Annotated in this window: 10 protein-coding genes and 2 pseudogenes; 10 read left to right on the plus strand and 2 right to left on the minus strand. The window is 62.8% G+C overall.

Going from position 1 to position 22449, the window contains the following annotated elements:
- Positions 1-89: 89 nt before the first annotated feature.
- Positions 90-521, plus strand: coding sequence for a nickel-responsive transcriptional regulator NikR (nikR, locus tag OH491_RS18165; protein ID WP_068771077.1), 432 nt, complete (start codon positions 90-92; stop codon positions 519-521).
- A 185-nt stretch (positions 522-706) separates the two neighbouring features.
- On the opposite strand, the gene OH491_RS18170 is transcribed toward nikR, so the two are convergent.
- On the minus strand, positions 707-1285 hold the full coding sequence (locus tag OH491_RS18170; protein WP_068770202.1) for an anaerobic ribonucleoside-triphosphate reductase activating protein: 579 nt from the start codon (positions 1283-1285) through the stop codon (positions 707-709).
- Between the two features lie 127 nt (positions 1286-1412).
- Positions 1413-3737: a ribonucleoside triphosphate reductase gene (locus tag OH491_RS18175; RefSeq protein WP_068770201.1), complete on the minus strand. Its 2325-nt coding sequence runs from the start codon at positions 3735-3737 to the stop codon at positions 1413-1415.
- Positions 3738-5008: 1271 nt separating this feature from the next.
- Here OH491_RS18175 and OH491_RS18180 point away from each other — a divergent pair.
- The 9 genes and pseudogenes from OH491_RS18180 to OH491_RS18215 all read left to right on the plus strand — a co-directional run bounded on the left by OH491_RS18180 (position 5009) and on the right by OH491_RS18215 (position 22420).
- On the plus strand, positions 5009-5635 hold the full coding sequence (locus tag OH491_RS18180; protein ID WP_342750623.1) for a hypothetical protein: 627 nt from the start codon (positions 5009-5011) through the stop codon (positions 5633-5635).
- A gap of 617 nt (positions 5636-6252) precedes the next feature.
- A pseudogene (locus tag OH491_RS18185) lies at positions 6253-8877 on the plus strand (beta strand repeat-containing protein); the annotation flags it as partial.
- Between the two features lie 937 nt (positions 8878-9814).
- Positions 9815-9985: pseudogene (locus OH491_RS28220) on the plus strand (hypothetical protein); the annotation flags it as partial.
- 231 nt (positions 9986-10216) lie between these two features.
- Positions 10217-11020, plus strand: a complete 804-nt coding sequence (locus OH491_RS18190) for an autotransporter-associated beta strand repeat-containing protein (RefSeq protein WP_342750624.1) — start codon at positions 10217-10219, stop codon at positions 11018-11020.
- The gene (locus OH491_RS18195; protein ID WP_342750625.1) at positions 11017-12015 is read left to right on the plus strand and encodes an autotransporter outer membrane beta-barrel domain-containing protein; all 999 of its coding nucleotides are present in this window, start codon (positions 11017-11019) and stop codon (positions 12013-12015) included. Before OH491_RS18190 ends, OH491_RS18195 begins: the two co-directional genes overlap by 4 nt.
- Positions 12016-12100: 85 nt before the next feature.
- Positions 12101-16099: an autotransporter domain-containing protein gene (locus tag OH491_RS18200; RefSeq protein ID WP_068770199.1), complete on the plus strand. Its 3999-nt coding sequence runs from the start codon at positions 12101-12103 to the stop codon at positions 16097-16099.
- A gap of 40 nt (positions 16100-16139) precedes the next feature.
- The gene (locus OH491_RS18205; protein ID WP_068770198.1) at positions 16140-18614 is read left to right on the plus strand and encodes a TonB-dependent siderophore receptor; all 2475 of its coding nucleotides are present in this window, start codon (positions 16140-16142) and stop codon (positions 18612-18614) included.
- Between the two features lie 130 nt (positions 18615-18744).
- Positions 18745-20781, plus strand: coding sequence for a beta-L-arabinofuranosidase domain-containing protein (locus OH491_RS18210; protein ID WP_068771076.1), 2037 nt, complete (start codon positions 18745-18747; stop codon positions 20779-20781).
- Positions 20782-20848: 67 nt separating this feature from the next.
- Complete coding sequence (locus OH491_RS18215) at positions 20849-22420, plus strand: exo-alpha-sialidase (RefSeq protein WP_084442318.1); 1572 nt, start codon at positions 20849-20851, stop codon at positions 22418-22420.
- Positions 22421-22449: the final 29 nt, after the last annotated feature.

Here is a 22449-nt window from a genome sequence, read left to right on the forward strand (position 1 = left end):
ATTAATTTAACCGCAAAGGACACAAAGGTCGCAAAGAACCAGCATAATCACCCTTGAGTTCTTTGTGTTCTCTGTGATTGATAAAAGTCATGCCAAAACACGACAAAATCGCCCGCTTCAGTGTTTCGCTCCCGGAAAGTCTGCTCGACGAACTCGACGCCATGGTGGAGCGCAGGGGCTACCAAAGCCGCTCCCAGGCGGTGGCCGCGCTCGCGCGCGACGGGCTGGTCGAATACGCCTCCCAGCTCGGCACGGAATCGGTCGCGGGCACGATCAATCTGGTTTACGACTACAAGAAAAAAGGTCTCCAGGCCAAGCTGGCCGCGATCCAGCACAACTATTATCTGCTGATCGTTGCCAACATGCATGTCCATTTGGAGAATCACAATTATCTCGAGGTGCTGCTTGTCCAGGGGCGGGCCAGCGAATTGCAAAAGCTCGCCGATGAATTGATCACCTGCCGGGGCGTGAAAAACGGCCGCATCAGCCTCACCGCCACCACCATTCCGCCGTTGTTGTAGCCCAGGGAGGAAAAGGCCCGCGGCGCGGACATCGTGACGGATATTATTTCCGCATCATTTTAGACTTATCAAGGCAGGGCGAGGCGTCCCCGCCGAGCCGTTGGTCGCCCGCGGCTCGGCGGGGACGCCTCGCCCTACCTAATATAAATTTCGCCCGGAGACGGTATAATATTGGACACGGACGGTCAGGGTTGGCGGTAGGTTTGCCAGATGTGGGGCGAGCCTTGCGCGATGGCGGCGAGGGCGGGCGTGTCGGCTTCTGTCAGGCTGGGCCAGCGCGTGGTGCGGAGTTGGTGCGGCGTGCCTGACTCGCGGAGAAGGGCGATGGTTTCCTTGAGGGCGGCAATGTCCACGGCCACGCCGGCGGCCTCGTCGTAGCGGGGCCACGGGGCCTTGAGGTCCATCGCGACGTAGTCGATGAGGCGCGCGGCGAGGAGCGCGCGGACAACGGCGGGGCGGCTGCCGTTGGTGTCGAGTTTGATGCGATAACCGAGGGCGCGGATGCGGCGGATAAAATCGGGGAGATCGGCGTGAAGCGTGGGCTCGCCGCCGGTGATGACGGCGCCGTCGAGCCGGCCGCGGCGCGTGGCGAGGCGGGCGAGGATGTCGGCCTCGGGAAGCGGCGCGGTGAAATTTTTGGGATAAACGAGCGCGGGATTGTGGCACCAGGGGCAGCGCCAGTTGCAGCCTTGGGTGAAAATGACCGCGGCGATGTGTCCGGGAAAATCACCCAGGGAGCAGGGGACGTAGCCGCCGATGCGCATAGTGGAGATGAGTGGAGGGTGTGGGATGGAAGCGGGCGGGATGGGTGGCTGGCAGGCGGCCAGCCCAGACCGGCGGCGCGGAGCGCCGTCTGCCGGCAGGATGCCGGCGCTCCCAGTCGCTGGCGCGTTATTTTGCGGCGGCGATGGCAGACGGGACGTTCATGGTGTCGGGGGCCAGCGGGATGACATTTTGGCCGGGTGACAAGGTGGCGACGACGGGGGTCTTATAGACGCGGCGGCGGGCAAACTCGGCCTGCTTGCCTTCGTTCCATTGCTGCACGGGGCGGAGGTAGCCGACGACGCGGGAATAGACCTCGGACGGACGGCCGCAGTCGGGGCAGGTGTGGTGCTCGCCGGCAATGTATCCATGTTCCGGGCACACGCTGAAGGTCGGCGTGAGCGAGAAGTAGGGCATGCGGTAGGTTTCGGCGATGCGGCGGACGAGGAGCTTCGTCGCGACCGGGTCGGCGATGCGTTCGCCGAGGAAGAGGTGCAGCACGGTGCCGCCGGTGTAGCGGGTTTGCAGTTCGTCCTGATGATCGAGCGCCTCGAAGAGGTCGTCGGTCGCCTGCACGGGGAGGTGGCTGGAATTGGTGTAGAAGGGTTTCGCGCCCTGGAGCAGGTCTTCCTCGTTGGCGGCGAGGATGCCGGGGCAGGTTTCCTTGTCCTTTTTGGCGAGGCGGTAGCTGGTGCCTTCGGCGGGGGTGGCCTCGAGGTTGTAGTGGTTGCCGGTCTCGGTCTGGTAGGCGATGAGGCGCCCGCGCATGAAGTCGAGCGTGCGGAGGGCGAAGTCGCGGCCCTCGGGCGTGATGATGCCGCCCAGGCCGAGGTTGGCGCAGGCTTCGTTCATGCCGACGAGGCCGATGGTGGAGAAGTGGTTGCCCCAGTAGCGGCCGCCGCGTTTGCCGAGGTAGTATTTGGTATATGGATACAGGCCGGCATCGGTGAGGCGTTCGAGGAGCTTGCGCTTGGTCTCGAGGGAGTCGCGGGCCATGTCCATGAGGCGGACGAGTTTTTCGCGGAAGGTTTTTTCGCGGGCGGCGAGGGGCGCGTCGGCGCCGGGTGCGGCGGGGTTTTCGCGCGTGGCGAGCCAGCCGAGGCGCGGGAGGTTGATGGTCACGACGCCGACGGAGCCGGTGAGCGGGTGCGCGCCGAAGAGGCCGCCGCCGCGGCGTTCGAGCTGGGTGTTGTCGATGCGGAGGCGGCAGCACATGGAGCGCGCGTCCTCGGGCTTCATGTCGGAGTTGATGAAGTTGGAGAAATAGGGGATGCCGTAGCGGCCGGTCATTTCCCACAGGCCGGCGAGGTTGGGGTTGTCCCAGTCGAAGTCGGGGGTGAGGTTGATGGTCGGTATCGGAAAGGTCATGACGCGGCCCTTGGCGTCGCCCTCGGCCATGACCTCGAAGAAGGCGCGGTTGAAGAGGTTCATCTCGGCTTGGAAATCGCCGTAGGTCTCGGGGCGCCAGGCGCCGCCGTGGACGACGGGCTGGCCGGCGAAATGGCGCGGGCAGACGAGGTCGAGGGTGATGTTGGTAAACGGGGTCTGGAAGCCGACGCGGGTGGGGACGTTGACGTTGTAGATGAATTCCTGGAGGGCCTGCTTGACCTGCGCGAAGTCCAGCCCGTCGAAGCGGATGAAGGGCGCGAGGAGGGTGTCGAAGCTGGAGAAGGCCTGCGCGCCGGCGGCCTCGCCCTGGAGGGTGTAGAAGAAGTTGACGATCTGGCCGAGCGCGCTGCGGAGGTGGCGGGGCGGGCGGGACTCGATTTTTCCGGCGACGCCGCCGAAGCCGCGCTGGAGGAGGTCCGACAGGTCCCAGCCGACGCAGTAAACGGAGAGTTGGTTGAGGTCGTGGAGGTGAAAATCGCCGGTCTCGTGCGCGGCGCGGATTTCGGGCGGGTAGATGGCGTTGAGCCAGTAGGATTGGGAGACGGTGGCGGCGAGGTAGTTGTTGAGGCCCTGGAGCGAGTAGCTCATGTTGCTGTTTTCACGGACCTGCCAGTCGAGCTGCCGGAGGTAGCCGTCGATGAGCTCGACGTCCTGGCGGGCGGTGATCTCGCGGAGGCGTTTGTGCTGGTCGCGGTAAACGATGAAGGCGCGCGCGGTGCGGCGGAAGGGCGAGCCGAGGAGCATTTCCTCGATGACGTCCTGCACCTGCTCGACGCTGGGCGTGGTGTCGGCGATGGTGGCGGTGAGGTGATTGACGGCGCGGAGGGTGAGGCGCTGCGCCATGGCGCCGTCGTATTCGCCGGTGGCGGCCCCGGCGCGGGCGAGCGAGCGGGTGATGCGGGCGGCGTCGAAGGCGACGAGGCGGCCGTCGCGCTTGCGGACTTGCGCGGGCAGGCCGGGCGCGCCGCGGAGAAACGCGGCGAGGTCCTGCGCGGGTGTCGGGAGGTGGAGGGCGGGCGTGGCGGAGGAGGCGGAGGGTGTGTCGGAGAAAATGGAGTCGGACATGGCGGGTGAATGGCGTGGTGATTATGGCGAGGGATACGGTGTGAAAACGGGCGGATTATCGGCAGTGGATGGATACACTATTGGATAATCGTTCCCTTTCTCTTTTTCGTAATCGTTCTTTTCGATTTTTGTCCCGGGCGCCCGCGTTATTCGGACGGGTTCGATAACGAGTAAGAGAACGAAAACGATTGTGGCGGGGGAGGGCAGGGGGATTCCGCGCGACGCCGGTCACGGGCTGGAGGCCCGTGCCACAAGAAACAAAAAAACGCCGAGGGTGTATCGGCGCAATGAATGGACGCGGGCGCGCGGCAAGCGCGCCCGGGGAGGGAGGCTGGTTCATTCGTGCGATGAAGAAAAAAAAGAGCCGCGACGGAGGGTCGTGGCATTGATGAACTCGGCAGGGATGTTCGGACTCCGGGCTTCAGGAGACGCGCTTGGCGTGCCCCAGCCATTGGCCGGCCTTCACCCGCTCGCAGACGAGCGGATTGGCGTTGCCCGGAGCGCGTGTTCTCGAAACGCGTCCGGTGGACAATGTCACCCGTAACCGCAGCGCGACTGTGGCCGGTTTGCACGGCCTTTCCCGCTGCCGGGGATGATGTGAAAAAGAACGCGCCAAGGCTAGGCTCGCGGGCTGCGCACATGCAACAGGATTGTGGATAAAATTTCGGTTCACCGGCGCATTCCGGGGCGAGTGCGCGGGCAGCCACACCGCGCGGGTGTAAAAATGCGCCGCATGATTCTATCCGCGCTCATAAATCCAGGGCCATCAGGACACCGGTATCAGGTTTCATGCACTGCCTGTGTTTGCTTAACATGTTGAAATATTGTATCTTATATGTTTATAAGGTGCAAAAAAAGAACCATAACATCCATCTTGTTCCTCTGCTGTGCGTCACTTTTCATTCCTTCCGATTCTTTATTCCACCCAGATCACCTCCACCCACTTCATTACCCCGCCAGAGCGTCCAACAGATTCCGCCGGCATTGGATAATCATCATGAAGAAGCCCCTCGCGTTTCCACGTGCCTTCCTTTCTATTCCTTGGTTTTTATATATCGTCCGCGCCGGTCTCAAAACATCGAATCGGCGAATGATATAATCATCCCAAGCCGCCTCATCCCCTTTGATTCATTATTATGCCAGCATCATATCATCGAGATGCATCAGTAATGTCCATGTTTCTTGCGATTTTGCCATGCTCCTGCGCGGATTGGTACAAGGCATATATTAAATAAAACCCGAATAATAATATAAAAATATTTCATATTATCATGAAATTGAATAACTTCCCAGTTAATTTTATCGGGCGCGCCCGTCGCCGGCGGTCCTTGATGGTCGCGCTCGCGCTCGTCCCGGCATTCTTGCAGCCGCCCGCGCGCGCCGCCGTTGTCCCAGTCCCGGAAATAACGACAAGCGACACCACCTATATCATCAGCCTCGGCGATACCGTCGGCCCGGCCACATCCACCACCGGCACGATCATGGCCGACGGCGCAAGGCTGGTCATCAGCCGCGCTCCCGGACTCGGCACAACCAACCTGTTTGCCGGCGCGAATTTCGCCAGCCTTGCCGCGCTGAACATCACCGGCACCAACGGCGGGCGCGTCGTGTTTCAGGACATCCACTATGACCAGGACAACAGGCATGCGGGTGTGGCCGAGATCAACACCACATACACCAATCTGACCCAGTTGAACGTGACGGGGGTCGATTTCATGCGGATCAGCAACGGCGGCCCCGTTAATTATAACGGCGTGGGAGGCGTTTTCCTGTTTAATAAAGCCGGCCTGACCTCCACCTTCACCGTGACGGGGTCGATTTCATGCGGATCAGCAACGGCGGCCCCGTTAATTATAACGGCGTGGGAGGCGTTTTCCTGTTTAATAAAGCCGGCCTGACCTCCACCTTCACCGATGTCCTTTTTCAGGATAATTATTCCTGGGGGGAGGGCGGCATCGCGCGCGTGGCCCTTGGCAATGTCATATTTAACGACGTGACCGTCCGGGGCAATTACACGCGGGGCAACAAGAATGCCGGCGCCTTCACCTTTAATTCCACCGGTGCCCTCACAATGAACGGCGGCTTGATCGAGGCCAACCGCACCGGTTTCGATGGCGGTGTCTTTGCCCTGGCCGCCGCCGCGAACACGACCCTCACGTTGAACAACGTCGTCATCAGGGACAACTGGGCGGGCAGGTCGGCCGGCGTCTTCCTGAACAACATGAGTTCCAGCACCGCAAAGGTCGTCATCAACCTGACCGCTGCCGGCGGCACCAACAACTATCTCTATTCCGGCAACATTGCCGGCAACGCCTCGAATTATCATACCGCCACGCCCACCGTCGGCGAATACATGATAAACAACAACGCCCCCGCGCCGCTCGCCAAGGCCGGCGGCTTCTACCGGGGCAACAATGCGGCGGGCACCTTGGAGATCAACGTCGAGTCGGGCATCACCCTCGCCATCGGCACCGCCGATGCGGCCGACATGGACACCCTCGCCACGAACAATGCCATGGCGCACAAACTCAACAAGCTCGGCGGCGGCGACCTCGTCCTCAATGCCAACAACGCCTATTTCGTCGGCAACACCACCGTCGCGGCCGGGCGCCTCCTGCTCGGCAATGCCGGCGCGCAGCTCGGCGGCTCCATCACCGTCAGCGCCGGCGCCACCTTCGGCGGCTCGGGCACGGTCTCCTCCTTGCTGCAAAACGACACCGCCGCCGCGGCCTCCCTCACCGCCCAGGCCGGCGCCGCGCTCCAGATCGGCGCGCCCGGGGCGGTTGCGCCGCAGAAGTTGTATTTCGCCCGCACCGGCTCGAACACACTCACGCTCTCGGGTGGCGTCATTTTGAATTTCGACCTCTTCGGCAGCGACGGCGCCCCCGACACTTACAACCAGCTCATCGCCGACCAGCTCGTCGCCGGCACCGGCACCAATATCATCGCCATCTCCAATCTCGGCACCGCCGACTCCTACACGCTCATCAGCAGTTCCTCCTTCATCGGCGAGGCGAGCAACTTCACCTACACCCTCGCCAACGCCTCGGTGACCGCCCGCAACAGCCTCACATTTGAAAAATCCGGTCAGGATCTTCTTCTTAACAACTCACTCGCCAGCCTCGCCCTCACGTGGACGGGTTCCGAGGGCATGAGCTGGATCAATTCGGCCATCTCGGCGGCGAGCTGGACGGACGGAGGCGCACCCGCCGAGACCCATTTCAACACCGGCGATGCCGTCATCTTCGACGCCACCGCCGACAGCAGCCACCGTGGCGTCACTGTCGCGGCGGAAGGCGTCACGGTCTCCGGCATGAAGGTCGCGGGCGACGCCGATTACACCTTCGATGGCGGCGTGATCACGGTTGACGCCGGCTCCGCGCGCCCTGCCTTCACCGGCACCACCGGCAAGCTCGAAAAATCCGGCACGGGTGCCATGACCCTCGCCAATGCTGGAAACAACTTCGGACGCATCGAGATTGCCGGCGGGGCGATCGTCTTTTCCGATACCGCCCAACTGGGGGCGGGCGCGGACGAGATCCGGTTCACCGGCGACGGCATGCTCCGGACCGCGGCTGACGGCCTCGTGCTCGCCAACAGGCTCGAATCGGATGCAAACCGGACCGGTGCGATTGACACCAACGGAAACACGCTGGCCTACGCGGGCGTGCTGGCTGGCTCGGGGACGCTGGCCAAAATCGGCGCGGGCGTGCTCCGCCTGACTTCCGACAATGCCGCCTACGCCGCCTCCTTCGCCCTCCGCGAAGGCACGCTTCTGCTCGACGCCCCGTCCGCGAAACTTGGCGGTATCGTCACCTCCGCCAACGGCACGATCCTTGGCGGTTCCGGTGAGTTCACCGGCACGGTCAATCTCGTTGCCGGCGCCATCCTTCAGATCGGAGTGGACTCCACACAATCGACCCTCGGCGTCGGAACCCTTAATTTCGACGGTGGCACGCTCGCCTTCGACCTTTTCGACGGCACGGCGGCCGACAAGCTCAATGCCGCCACCCTCGGCACCCTCGCGGGCGGCTACGGGGTCGATGTCAGCAGCTACCGCCACGGCAGCCGCCCCCTCGCCACCATCAATGCGGGTGACCGCGCGACGTTTGCAAACAGCGCGGCCGTTACCGTCGGCGGACGCCCCCAGTCGGGTCTTCGCCAGCTCATGAAACTCGGTGTTTCCGGCAACGACCTCATCGTCACCGGCACCTCCGACTCATCCCGCGACATGAAGTGGACGGGAGCCGGTTCGACCATCACGGCATGGGATGATGCCAATGCCAACTGGACGGATGCCGGCGCCGTCCACACCTTCGCCGAAGGCGACCGGGTGACTTTCGACGCCGGCTCCCCCGGCGCCTCGCACGCCATCGCCATCGCCGGGACGCGCATCACGGTTTCGGACATGGTTGTCCAGGGAAACGCCGATTATCGTTTCACCGGCGCGGCTGTCGTCGCCGATCCGGGCAGCGTGGTCGGCGCCATCCTTACCGGAGCCCAAGGCAAACTCACCAAGGACGGCAGCGGCAAACTCACCCTCGCCAATGACGGCGTGAATGCCTTCAAGGGCGGCATCGACCTGAAGGCCGGCACGCTCGCCCTCGAGGCATCCGGGGCGTCCGGCACCCATGCCATCAACCTCGCCGGCGCGGCGGCGACCCTGCAAATGGCGGGCGCCGATCTCACGCTTGTCAACGCCATCAACCTCGGCGCCAACACCCTCATCTTTGACACCCAGGCCTTCAACGCGACCCTCCAGGGCTCCATCGCCGGTTCGGGCAGTCTGATCAAGACGGGCGCGGGCACGCTCACCCTCGACGGCGCTTCCACTCACACCGGGGTGAACACCCTCTCGGCCGGTGTGCTCGCGCTCGGGCATGGCTCCGCGCTCGGCGCCGACTCCGCGAAACTCGCCGTCGGGGCCGATGGTGCGGCGGTGCGCCTCGCCGCCGCCGGACTCTCCATTGCCAACGCCATCGACCTCGGCGCCCACACCCTCACCCTCGACGCCCTCGGCAACACCGGAACTTTTTCCGGGATCATCAGCGGCGCAGGCGGCCTGACCAAAATCGGCGCGGGCACGGTCGCGCTTTCCGGCAGCAACACTTTTTCCGGTCCGCTTGCCATCAACGAGGGCGTCGTCTCGCTCCGCTCGGCCAACGCGCTCGGCGCGGCGCAGCTCAAGGGGACCGGCGTCCTGGCGGTGACGACGGGGAATTTCGCATTCGCTTCCACGGCCCTCGGCGGCGGTTTCACCGGCACCGTGGCGGCGGCCGATTCCGGGCATCTGGCCCTTGACGCCAATGCCGCCGCCCTCCTCTCCGTGGACGGCGCGGTGCTCCGCATCGATTCCGGCGGTGTCGTGCAGAAAGCCTCCGGCAACGTCGCCATCGACAGCCTCGCCCTCAACGGCGGCCTGATGGGTTTCGGCATGAACGGCCAGAACCCCGATGGTATCCTTACCGTGGATACACTCGACCTCGGCTCGGGCGTGAGCAGCATCGGTCTCGACACCAGCGCCCTCCTCGCCGACATCGTCAATCCCCCCGTCCCGCCCGATCCCAACATCCTGGACCTGGACAACGGCGTCGGCGGCACCAGGCTTGTCGCCGCCACCACCATCACCGGCGCGGGCACCATCGTGCTGACCAGCACCGACGGCAGCGCCATCCCCACGCCAGCGTATGTGAACATCACGCAGAGCGGGGACACCGTGCGCCGGCGGCACAATTACACCACGTCCGTGGTCACCGACGGCCCGGCGAGGGCGTCAATCGGGCGTGAGCAGCATCGGTCTCGACACCAGCGCCCTCCTCGCCGACATCGTCAATCCCCCCGTCCCGCCCGATCCCAACATCCTGGACCTGGACAACGGCGTCGGCGGCACCAGGCTTGTCGCCGCCACCACCATCACCGGCGCGGGCACCATCGTGCTGACCAGCACCGACGGCAGCGCCATCCCCACGCCAGCGTATGTGAACATCACGCAGAGCGGGGACACCGTGGCCCGCGCCGGCTACAATTACACCACGTCCGTGGTCACCGACGGCTCCGGCGAGGGCAATGGTGTTTACATGGGCTACGGCCTGGCCGAGATCGGCATCCTCGATGGCAAGACACTCATCCTCGACAACGGAAGCAGCACCGACTCCAACCTGTCGGCCAAGATCACCGGCCCGGGCGGGCTCGATATCCGGGCGACCGGCAGCGCCGCCGTCACGCTGACCAATGCCGGCAACGATTACACCGGCGCCACCACCCTTTCCAGCGGCACCCTCAGGGCCGGCGCGGCCAACGTGATCGCCACCAGCAGCGGCGTGGAGGTGAAGGCCGGCGCGGTCTTCGACATGGACGGTTTCGCGCAGACCGTGAAAAATCTCGCCGGTGCGGGCAGTATCATGATGGGAACCGGCAGCCTCACGGTCGATACCGCCGCCGGCGGCCTCTTTTCAGGCGGCATCACCGGAAGTGGAAAATTGATCAAGACCGGCGCGGGCCGTCTTTCGCTCACCGGTTCCAGCGCCTACACCGGCGGCACCGAATTGGCGGCGGGAGAGCTTGGCATCGGTCACAGCCACGCTTTGGGCACGGGCGCGCTCACCGTCACCGCGGCAGACGTGAAGCTCGCGATTGAAGGCAACAACCTCACCGTGGTCAACGCGATCGCCATCGGTGGAAACGGCCTTGCCATTGATTCCGGCACGAGCAGCAACAGCGTCCTCGCCGGCGTCATCAGCGGCGCGGGCGCGGTTGTGGCGGGCGGTAACGGCGAGGTCGGCCTCGCTGGCGCGAACACCTTCAGCGGGGGACTCGCGATCAACAGCGGGCGTGTCTTTGCCACCGGCTCCAACGGCGCGAGGGCGATCGGCACGGCGGCGGTCACGATTGCCCCGTCGGCCGTGCTTGAGTTCCGCGGCGTCACGGCCGGCGCCGTGAACAACACGCTCGGCGGCGATACGGTTGAGTTTACCAACAGCACGCTCGCGCTCGGCGGCGCGAATACCCTCCAGCGTTTCATCGTCGGCAGCGGCGCCAGGATCACCGCTTCCTCCACCGGCGCGCTCGGCGGCGTTTCCGCCGCCGTCACCATCGGCTCCGGCGGCGAGCTCGGCATCAGCCCGTTGGGCACCGTCGCCGGCACCCTCGAGGTCAAAAATGGCGGCAAGCTCATCTTTAATCCCATGTGGCGCGTCAACACCTCCCCCATGCTGACCGTTGACTCCGCCATCATCGAGAACGGCGCCTCCATTTCAAAATCGATCCCGATGCCGGCACGGTGAGCTTCGGCGCGCTGAATTATGTCGCCAATCCCGGCAAGGACATCGCCGCCATGTTCGACGCCATGACCGCCGCCGGCAACGCCATCTACTCCCGCGTCAGCGAGGGCTTTCTCTTCGCCACGGATCGTCCCGCAGGCAGTTTCTGGCTCAAGGGCATCGGCTCCTACGCCAGCTATGACGGCAACACCGGCCCCTCCGACTACGTCCACGGCACCATCGACAGCAACGCCGGCAAGACCGGATATGCCAACGACACCTATGGTATTGTCGCGGGATTCGACCGGAAAGTCTCCGAACAATTCCTCGCCGGGGCCTATGTCGGCTGCCTGAGCAACAGAATCCGCACCGATGACCGCCTCTCTGAAAACGAAGGCACCCTTCCTTTCGGCGGCGCCTACGGCGCCCTTCGTTTTGGGACCGTTTATCTCGCCGCCGATCTTATGTTCGGCTCCATGGACGCCGACACCTCCCGCTTCGAGCAAACCGGCTACGCCACCGGCGCCTACAAGACGTCCATCTACGGCGCCAGCATCGAGGCGGGCACCATCCTCGGCGCCTGGGACAAGGGCGCCATCAAACCCGCCGTCGCCCTCCATTACACCAGCTTGCGCTACCGCAATCAGGACGAGACCGGTCCCGGCTCGGTCCTTATTGACGGCTTCGACATCGAATACTTGGAATCCCTCGTCAGCCTGCAAGTCACGCAGGAGATCACCCTGCCGTGGAAGAAGCCCGGCGTGATCGACGGGCGCATCGGCTGGCGCGGGTCCCTCAAGGACTCGCCCATCAAAACCACCGGCCGATTCCTCGGCGGAGCGCCGGACGAAAACTTTGCCATCGCGGTGGACCAATACAACCGCAACGGCCTCCTCATCGGACTCGGATTGCGCTTCGGCCTCACCGAAAAATCCGACTTCTCCCTCGGCTACGACTTCGAGCTCGGGAGCGAGTTCAACCGGCACACACTCGAAGCCGCCGTGCGCTTTATTTGGTGACCCCGTCCTCTCGCGCGGGGCCGGGCGTTGATTCCTGTCTCCGTGCGTTTCGCCCTTTGACCAATAACAAAAACAAGACACTGCCATGAAATTCCTCTTCCTTCCCGCGCCAGCCCGGCTGGCCGCCCAACTCCTCTCCGCCGCCCTTGCCAGCACCGCCTTGCTCCCGCCCGCAAGGGCCGATGTGATCACCGAGGACACCAGGGTGCTGATCGGCGAGGGGGCCGCCCCGTTGGTGAATATTGGTGACAACCTGTATGAAATCGCCGACGGCGTCACCATCACCCACACCCGATTCGGTCCCTATGCGTCCGCCCCCGGATTCATGTCGATAGTTGGAAATTCGCTGACTTACAGGCCATTGAACCAAACCGGGCTGACGGTTTTTGAAAACATCCAGTCGCAGGGCATCGGCGGCGTTTTCACCATGGGCGCGGGCTCAACCCTGAGCATCACCAACGGCATCTTCAGAAACAACCGCGGCGGGAAAACCCCCATTCCCGATCCGGATGATAATGGCGATGGCGTGAGCGGTGTCATTCATGCGCAACAAGCCACGGCTTCCGTCTATCTGAAGGATGTGATTTTCGAAAACAACGGCGGCTTCGGCAACACCGGCCTCTCGCGCGTCTCCGGCACGTTCATCATGGAGGGCGGCGGCATTTATAACACGTTTGCCGCCGGCGACCACACCGGCGCCATCAGTTCGTATGCCGCGACCTCCTACGTATCGCTGACTGATGTGGTGGTGGATTCCAACCGCGCCAGGAGTTACGCGGGGGCGATTGCCGTGGCCGCCAACGGGGCGACGGCCATTTTTAATAATGTGACCTTCACCAATAACTGGGCGGGATTTCGCGGGGGGGCCGTGTATAGCAATCAATCGTCCGGGACAGTGCTTTTCAAAATGACGGAGAGCGGCGGCACCAACAGTTATTTCTATACGGGCAATTTTGCGGGCAACCTCAACAGCGTGAACCAACCGGATCCGGCGATCACGATGAACGACCCCCAGGTGGTCGACAACACGCCGGCATTCACCGCGTTGGCCAGGGGCGGCGGGTTCCTTTTCGTCAACGGGGCCAGCCTGACCGAGTTTGACATTGCCGCTGGCGTTAGCCTGACCATCGGCGCCGCCGACGCTGCCAGCCGGGCTTACGATACCCTTGTCGCCAACAATGCCGGGTCCCGAATCCTGAAGTCAGGCGAAGGCGACCTCATTCTCAACGCCGACAACTCTTACTGGCGGGGCTCCACCACCGTGGCCGCCGGTCGCCTGCTGCTGGGCAATGACGAGGCCCAGTATGGCGGCATTACCACAGTGGAGTCCGGCGCGGTTTTCGGCGGCGCGGGCACGCTGGCCACATGGATATATTCGACCAGCAACACCACCGCTCCCGACGCCGGCCCGACCGTCGTGAACGCCACCGCCGGCTCCACCCTCCAGGTCGGCTTGAGTGACCGCCAGACAAGCGGCCTGACCATCACCGGCACCCTTTCCCTGACCGACGCGACCATTTCGTATGCCGCCTTCGGCGGCACGCACGCCGCCAAGCTCAACGTCACGGGCACGCTTGTCACCTCCGGCACCAACACCATCAACCTGCAATCCTTCAAGTCGGGCGTGTATCGCCTCGGCAACAATTACGGCGCCCTCACCGCCAACGGGGAAAACACCTTGCGCTACGCCATCAACGGCCTGGTCGTTTCCGGCAGCGGACGCCAGGCCATCGTGCGCGACGGCGGCTACACCGATGACCTCGTGGTGAATCTTGTCACCGACACCGCGCGCGCCATGAAATGGACGGGCTCCGCCGGCGCGACATGGAATGACGCGGAGCACAACTGGGAGGCGCTGAACAACGCCTCCATCACGCAATATTCCGCGGCCGACACGGTGCAGTTCGCCGGTGCCGGCGGCACCGTCACGCTGGAGGGCAGCCTGCCCGTGTCCAACATGGAGGTGGCGGGCTCCGGCATTCTCACGTTCAACGGCACTGGCGGCATCATCGCCTCCGCCTGGCAGGATTGGGTGGAAGCCGAGAATGCCGTCCAGACCGGCGGCTTGGGCAAACTCGTCAAAACCGGCTCCGGCACTTTGGTGTTCAACAACGACGGGATAAATGATTTCAAGGACGGCGTCGAATTGCGCGGCGGGGAGATCGAAATCCAGCGCGGCGGCCAATTGAGAACCTCCGGCGGGGTTCTCGCGTTGGGTATGGCCACGACTCTGCGCGTCAGGGGCACTGGCGCCATCGACAGTTCCGCGGTCCAGGAGATGGATAATGAAATCGCAATCGAGGGCGCGGCGGCGATCTCGACGGTCAACGGACACGTTCGCCTCAACGGGAATATCACCGGCGGCAGGCTGGTGAAAACCGGGAACAGCACATTGATTCTGGCCGGGGCCAATACCCACGAAGCCACCGATCTCGCGGATGGCGGCCTGGCATTGTATCACGACCAGTCGCTGGGGCGCGGGGCGCTCAATGTTCTGGCCGACAACAGGTCGGTGGCAATCGCCGGGGACGTGACCGTCAACAATAATATTAACTTCGGGGACTTTAACCTGTATGTATATAATTCTCAATCCGGGGCGGGCGCTCCGGCGCCGGCCGGCATCCTTGCGGGCTCGCTCAATGGCAATTCCCTGACCGTCTCCGTCCCCAATAATGATTCCAACCCCAACCGGGGACCCGTCACGCTGGCCGGTGCCAACACGTTGAATTCCGTCCGCGTCCAGCAATACGCCACCCTCGTTGCCGCCCATGCCGGGGCGCTTGGCGGCGCCGGTTCGGATGTCACCGTGGCGGATGGCGGAGCCCTCCATCTGACCGTGCCGGACATCACCGCCAGAAACGTGCTCGTGCAGGATGGAGGAGCCCTTGGCTTCAGCCGTCCGCGGGTTGCCGGCGTCCTTACCATGCTTGCCACTTCCGGCACAGTCACCATCGAGGAGGGAGCCCGGCTGGCTATTCTTTCCCGGCTCACCTCCGGCTACACCACGCTCATTCATGCCGAGGGAGGTCTCGTCCTCGATCCCTATACGCTCGTGGTCGATGCCGGCCCCAACAATGCCGTCTTCCGCGTGTATGCCGATGAAGACAACAACCTCATCTGCATGAACATGAACCGCGCCGGCAATCCCGGCAAGGACATCGCCGTAAGCCTCGACGCCATGAGCGCCGTTGTCTCCACCGTCCATTCGCGCGTCACCGAAAACTTTCTCATGCCCTTGGCCGAGTTTGAGCCCGGCGGCGACAGCCCCGGAAGCAGCTTCTGGATCAAGGGAATCGGCAGCGTCGGCCAATATGACGACAATGCCACGCGCATCGGTTACAAGGACACCACCTACGGCGCCGCCATCGGCTTCGACAAAATCTACCTCGAAAAATACCTGCTCGGTCTCCACGCCGGCTACTCCTACAGCGACCTCGAGACCGACAACCATGCCACCACCGACGCCATCATGCCCCACATCGGGGCCTATGGCTCGGCCCGTTTCGGAAAATTCTACATATTGGCGGATGTGTCCGGCGGTGCATTCAGGGCGGACACCACCCGCGCCGAGGATGCCGTGACCGGACGCTACCGGGCCATCATCTTCGGCGCGAGCGCCGAGGCCGGCATGGTGCTGCGCACATGGGAGAACGGCGGCGTCAGGCCCTTCGCCGGGCTCCACTATATGCGCTACGCCTATAAGGATCATGCCGAGAAGGGTCCCGGCGCGATTTTTATAGATGATTTCAAGGCAGACCGCCTCGAAAGCCTCGTCGGCGCGCAGTTGACGCATTCTTTCGAGACCGTCTGGAAACAGCCCGCCATGCTCACCCTCCATGCCGGCTGGCGTGCCGCCCTCAACGACGAGCAAACCGAACTGAACGTCGTCTTCGCCGACATGTATGTTTACGAAGACTATTTCAAGGTGCTCAGCGATGTCTATTCGCGTGATCGCATCGTCGTCGGCGCGGGCCTGCGCGTCGGCGTGACCAAGTCGTCGGTCTTCTCGTTCGATTACGAATGCGAGTCCGCCAAGGACCATGTCCGCCACAACCTCAACGCCATCATCCGCTGGAGCTGGTAAGCGTCCCCGCCACACCTCAACCCAAACCCGATTTCTTAATATGAAAGCCAAACTCTCCGGCCTGTTTGCCTGCCTCGCCGCGTTCATCCTGCCCGCCGCCATGCCCTTGCTTCCCGGCCAGGCTGCGGGCAATAATGTGACGCCGGCCGCGGCCCCCAAGGAAAGCGACGAGATCATCCAATTGGGCGTCTTTGACGTAAGGGAGGATCGCGATGTCGGCTACATCTCGACCAACGCCGAGAGCGCCACCCGCATGGATGTCGCCATTGCCGACATCCCGCAGAACATCGTCGTTTTCAACCAGGAATTCATGCAGGACATCATGGCCGAAAGCGTGGCCGACGTTGTCCTGTACGACCCCACCGTCACCGCCTTCAACGAGGGCGATTCCTTTTCCATGCGCGGCATGGGCGGTGCCGCCGCGCCCGGTGCCGGCGCGAATTATTTGAATGGCTTTGAGCAGGCGGGCGGTTTCGGTTCGCAAACGCTCGTCAACACCCAGCGCGTCGAGGTGCTCAAGGGACCCAACGCCGTGCTCTACGGCCAGGGGGCCTTCGGCGGCACCATCAGCCGCACTTCGAAAAAACCCCAGGGCAAGTATGCCACCTGGATGAGGTCGAGCCTGACCGACAGCGGATATTTCAGATATCAACTGGACACCCAGGCCCCCATTCTCAAAAAGAAACTGGCTTTCCGCTTCAACGGCATGTGGGGCGACGGCGATGGCTGGCGCGGTTATCCCAGGCGGCAATGGGTGCTCTCGCCCGCCTTGCTGTGGAACATCACCAAACGCGACACCCTGATCGCCGAATACACCCGCACCTACGAGCGCGACGTGGGCAGCAACCTCGAGTTCGCCCTGCACGACAACAACCCGCTCGAAATCACCCTCGACGACGTCCGCTACCCGGTGGACGTGCGCCGTTGGATGTGCGAGCTGGACGACCGGCGCATCTACAACAACAACATCGTTTACGCCGAGTACCGCCACGAGTTCACGAAAAAGATCTATTTCCGCGCCCTGTATAATTCGGAAAACAAAAAGACCGACAACTTCGAGACCCTGGCCGACGCCCAGTATTTCGCGATCGTGGACGGGCAGCCTTACGTTTCCCGCTATTACCGCCAGTGGTATCAGAAATACGACAACTACCGGGCGCGCGCCGAGCTTGCCATGAACGATGTCAAGACCGGCTTCCTGAACCACAAGGTGATCATCGGCTGGGGCTGGGAAGACTTGGTCACCGACTCCCTCCGTTTGCAGACTTTGTATAACCGACCCACTTACAATGGCGCCACCCAGACGTGGGCCTGGACTGATCCCAATTTCAGGGAGACCACCGCCCTTCGCATCGGCGCGGCCAACATCCTCAGCCATGTCCCCGGCCATGTGCCTTACACCTCGGGCGGGCTTCAGCCGTTTGTGGTGACGGGATCGAATGCGGACGGCTACGATATCATCGCCCAGCAGGATCCGTCCATCGGCAGCAACCTGCCCAGGGTCAATATCAATGAGCGCATCTCGACCCAGAGCACGTCGTATTATTTCAGCGACCTCATGTCGCTCCTCAAAAACCGCATGTTCATCCAGTTCGGCCTGCGTTATGTTGACATAAAGCGCATTGAGAACCGGCGCGGCCTTGTATACAACCGTTTTTCCACCAGCGAGAACGACCGGAGGGTAACGGACAGGCGTTACGACGTTTTCTATGAGCATCCGCTCACCCACAGCCTCGGCTGGGTTTACCATCTCACCGAGAACAAGGCATGGACTTTGTATTTCAATAACAACGCCTCCTTCCAGCCAAACTACCGCACCGAATACCCCGAGGGACCGAGGCTCAAATCCATGACCGGCACCCAGTATGAAGGCGGTGTCAAATATGTTTACAGGAACCGGGTTCACGTCACGCTGAGCTACTTCGACATCCTCCAGGAGAACGTGCCGCAAAACGGGCTGATTTTCTACATTGATGAAAACGGCGTGCCCCAGGAAAGATGGGGAACCACCACCATCGCCGGCCTGCACAGCAAGGGCTTCGAACTGACTTTCAACGCCAATCCCACGCGCAATTGGCAGGTCTTGGGCGGTTATGCCTACACGCATTGCATAAACATGGAGCCCCCGCTCGACAGCAACACCAGAAAGCCGCTCGAAAAACGCCATTATCGCACACCCCTGCACGCCGTTTCCATCCTGAACACCTACAAGTTCAATTCCGGCCCGGTGAAGGGATTGGAATTCACCTTTGGGGTTCAGTGGCGCGACACCATGCTGTCCCAATATATTCCCTACACCACTGAAATCCGCGCGGAGCCGCCCTACAAGGTTCCGAGCTTCCTGAACGTCAACCTCGGCGCCGCCTATCGTTTCAAAGTCGGCAAGGTGCGCATGACCGCCCGCATCAACGTCACCAACGCCACGGATGAGTTCAACGCCCTGGCCTCCTACAATGTCCGCGTCCAGTGGGCGGCGCCGCGTTCCACCACCATCGCTCTTGACACGAGCTTCTAATGGCCAAAATCTCCGCATTTCTCCGGCTTCTGCCATTATTCTGTTTCGCGGTCGCGCCTCGCGGGCAAAACGCCGAAATCATCGAAATCGCGACCGGCGCCCCGCGACGAACCCCTTGAGATTGCATGCCATGAGACATGAATATTTGCTGTTGTCATTGATTCTGGTGGTGAGCCCTTGCCTGGGCCATGCCTGCCGCGGCGGGGAAGGCGATTATCCCAACAACCGCGCCCCCTTGGTAAGGAAGCCTTTTGTCGAACTGCCGTTGGGCAGCGTCAAGGCCCGGGGCTGGCTGCTGGAGATGCTCAGGCGGCAGCAGGCGGGCGCCACCGGCCGGATGGACGTTCTTTATCCGCAAGTGATGGGCCCGCGCAACGGCTGGCTCGGGGGCGACGGCGACCAGTGGGAGCGCGGCCCCTATTGGATAGACGGGCTGCTGCCGCTGGCTTATATATTGGACGACGAAGCGCTGAAGGCAAAAACGCGGCCATGGGTGGAGTGGGCGCTGGCCAGCCAGCAGGATGACGGCTTTTTCGGGCCGGCCAGGGACTACGGGCCGGAATCCGGCCTGCAAAGGAAAAACGCCGCGGACTGGTGGCCGCGCATGGTGGTCCTGAAGATCCTGCAACAACATCATTCGGCGACCGGCGATCCGCGTGTCGTCGCGTTCATGACAAAATATTTCCGGTATCAATTAAAAACCCTGCCGGAAAGGCCGCTGGGAAAATGGACCTTCTGGGCCGAGTATCGGGTGTGCGACAATCTTCAGGCGGTGTATTGGTTGTATAATATCACGGGGGACGGTTTCCTGCTGGAGCTGGCCGATCTTTTGCACCGGCAGGGATATGATTTCACGGGCGCGTTTCTCGCGGGCGACATTCTTTCCCGGGTCGGGAGCATCCACGGCGTCAACCTCGCCCAGGGCATCAAGGAGCCCGTGATCTATTATCAACAGCACCCCGAGAAAAAATATATCGACGCGGTGAAAAAGGCGTTTGCCGACCTCCGCCGGTTCAACGGGCAGGCGCAGGGCATGTATGGCGGCGACGAGGCTCTCCACGGCGCCAATCCCACGCAGGGCTCGGAACTCTGTTCGGCCGTGGAGCTGATGTATTCGCTGGAGACCATGCTGGGCATCACCGGCGACATGGCCTTTGCCGATCATCTGGAGCGGATCGCCTTCAACGCGCTGCCCGCGCAGGTCACGGACGACTTCATGCACAAGCAGTATTTCCAGCAGGCCAACCAGGTGATGGCGACGCGGCATGTGCGAAACTTCAATGTCAACAACGACGCGACCGATATTGTTTTCGGCCTGCTCACCGGATATCCCTGCTGCGCCTCGAACATGCACCAAGGCTGGCCGAAACTTACGCAGAATCTCTGGCACGCCACGCCGGACAACGGACTGGCCGCGCTGGTTTATTCACCGTCGGAGGTGTCCGCTAGGGTGGGCGGCGGCTGTCGCATAAAAATCATCGAGGATACTTATTATCCGATGGACGACAAGATCCGGTTTTCCGTGTGGATCGAGGATGGGACGCGCGATGAAATAACATTCCCCCTGCACCTGCGCATTCCCGGTTGGTGCAAAAAGGCGGGCCTCACGGTCAACGGCAGGCCGGAGAGCTCGGCCCGGGCCGGGGAAATCGCCGTGATCCGCCGGGCGTGGAAAAACGGCGATGTCGTGGAGCTGAGCCTGCCCATGGAGGTGTCCGTCAGCACATGGTATGAAAACTCCGTCGCGGTGGAACGGGGACCGCTGGTGTATGCATTGCGGATGCGGGAGCAATGGACGGAAAGACCGTTCCCGCCCGGCGAGTCGCCGCGCTTTGGCGACATGTATTATGAGGTGACCTCGCCCGACAAATGGAACTACGGCATCATCAATTTCGACAGGAAAAAGACGGCGATGCATTTCGAGGTCGCGGTTGATCCCTCCAGGCAAAAGGCCGGTTATTTCTGGAATCTTGAAAACGCGCCGGTGCAAATCAAGGCCAGGGCGCGCGAGATTCCCCACTGGTCGCTCTATAATGAAATGTCCGGCCCGATTCCCCATTCCGGCGGAAATCCCGGCTCCGCCGGGAAACTACCCGAAGAAGAAATCATCCTGGTCCCGTATGGCTGCACCACGCTGAGGATCTCGCAATTCCCCGTGGTCAGGTGAGCGCGCGGGACCAAATTATATAACCCGGTGAAAAAATAAACCAATGCCCACCCGCAGTCTGGCTGTCATGTCATTGCTCCTCCTGGCTGTCGCGGCGCCCGTCCGCGCGAAGGAGGTCGAGGCTCGTTTCTCGCGCCGCGAGGCGCCGGTGCTGACACTGGCGGAAAACAACACCGTGCTCGAAATCCGGATCGACAGCGTGCTCTCGTGCACGGTCGAGAAAATCGCCGTCAACCTCGACGGGACGACCAGCCTCGACGACATCGCCTCGCTCCGCCTGTTTTACGAGGGTCGCGACAAAAAAAACCGTCCCTTTGGTCCCGAACGCGCCCCCGCCCCCGGGGAAATGGTGTTCGAGGGGGCGCAGGTGGTGAAAAACGCCTCGGGCGTATTCAAGCTTTCCATCCGGCTTAAGCCGTCCGCCGGTCTGCTCAACCGCGTCAACGCCTCGTGCGCGTGGCTGCAAATCAGCGGGAAGCGCGTCGCCGGCGCCGCCATGCCCGCGCCCGGCCTGCGCCTCGGTGTCGCGCTCCGCCAGGGCGGCGAAGACCGCGTCATGCGCCACCGCATCCCCGGCCTCGTCACTACGAAGCACGGCACGTTGCTCGCCACTTACGACGCCCGCCGCAACCAGGATCGCGACTTGCAAGGCGACATTGACATCGGCCTGAGCCGCAGCACCGACGGCGGGCAGACTTGGGAACCCATGCGCGTCGCTCTCGACGTGGGCCGCTGGGGCGGCCTCCCGCAAAAGTTCAACGGCGTGAGCGATGCCTGCATCCTCGCGGACACCGGCACCGGTGATATTTATATAGCGGGTTGCTGGATGCACGGCGTGCTCGACGACGACGGCCATTGGATCGAGGGGCTGACCGTCTCTTCCACCAACTGGAACCACCAGTGGCGCGAGAACGGCTCCCAGCCCGGCCTCGACGTGAAACAAACCTCGCAATTCATCATGGCAAAGAGCGTTGACGACGGCAAGACATGGTCGCGTCCCGGCAACCTCACCCGCGCCCTCAAAAACGAAAAATGGTGGCTGCTCGCCCCCGCGCCCGGGCGCGGCATCACCCTGCGCGATGGCACGCTCGTCATGCCCGTCGAAGGGCGCGACGCCAATGGCCGCGCCTTCGCCACCATCATCTGGAGCCGCGACGGCGCCGCCTGGGCCATCGGCGCGCCCGGCTTCGCCGCCGGCGAAAACCAGGTCGCGCAGCTCGACGACGGCTCCATCATGCTCAACGCCCGCCGCCGCGGCACGCGCGCGGTTGTGGTCACGCGCGACCTCGGCAAAACCTGGACGGAGCACCCCACTTCGCGCCGCGCGCTCGTTGACCCCGGTTGCATGGGCTCGCTCCTCCGCCATGACTACACCGATGCCGGTGGCGCGAAAAAAAGCGTCCTGCTCTTCTCCAATCCGAACTCCAAGGACAAACGCGAAAAAATGACCATCAAGGCCAGTTTCGACAGCGGCGCAACCTGGCCCGGGCGCCACTGGATCATGCTCAGCGAGGGACTTCGCGGCGGCTACTCCTGCATGACATCGGTTGACGAGAACACCATCGGCATTCTCTACGAGGCCGCCGGCGCCGACATGGTTTTCCAGAAAATCCCGCTCGCCGAAATTCTTGGCCGATGACCGTGCCCCCTTCGCAGAGAAACCCAAAA

Origin of the sequence: Termitidicoccus mucosus, from assembly GCF_038725785.1 — a bacterium.
GTDB classification, from domain to species: Bacteria; Verrucomicrobiota; Verrucomicrobiia; order Opitutales; family Opitutaceae; genus Termitidicoccus; species Termitidicoccus mucosus.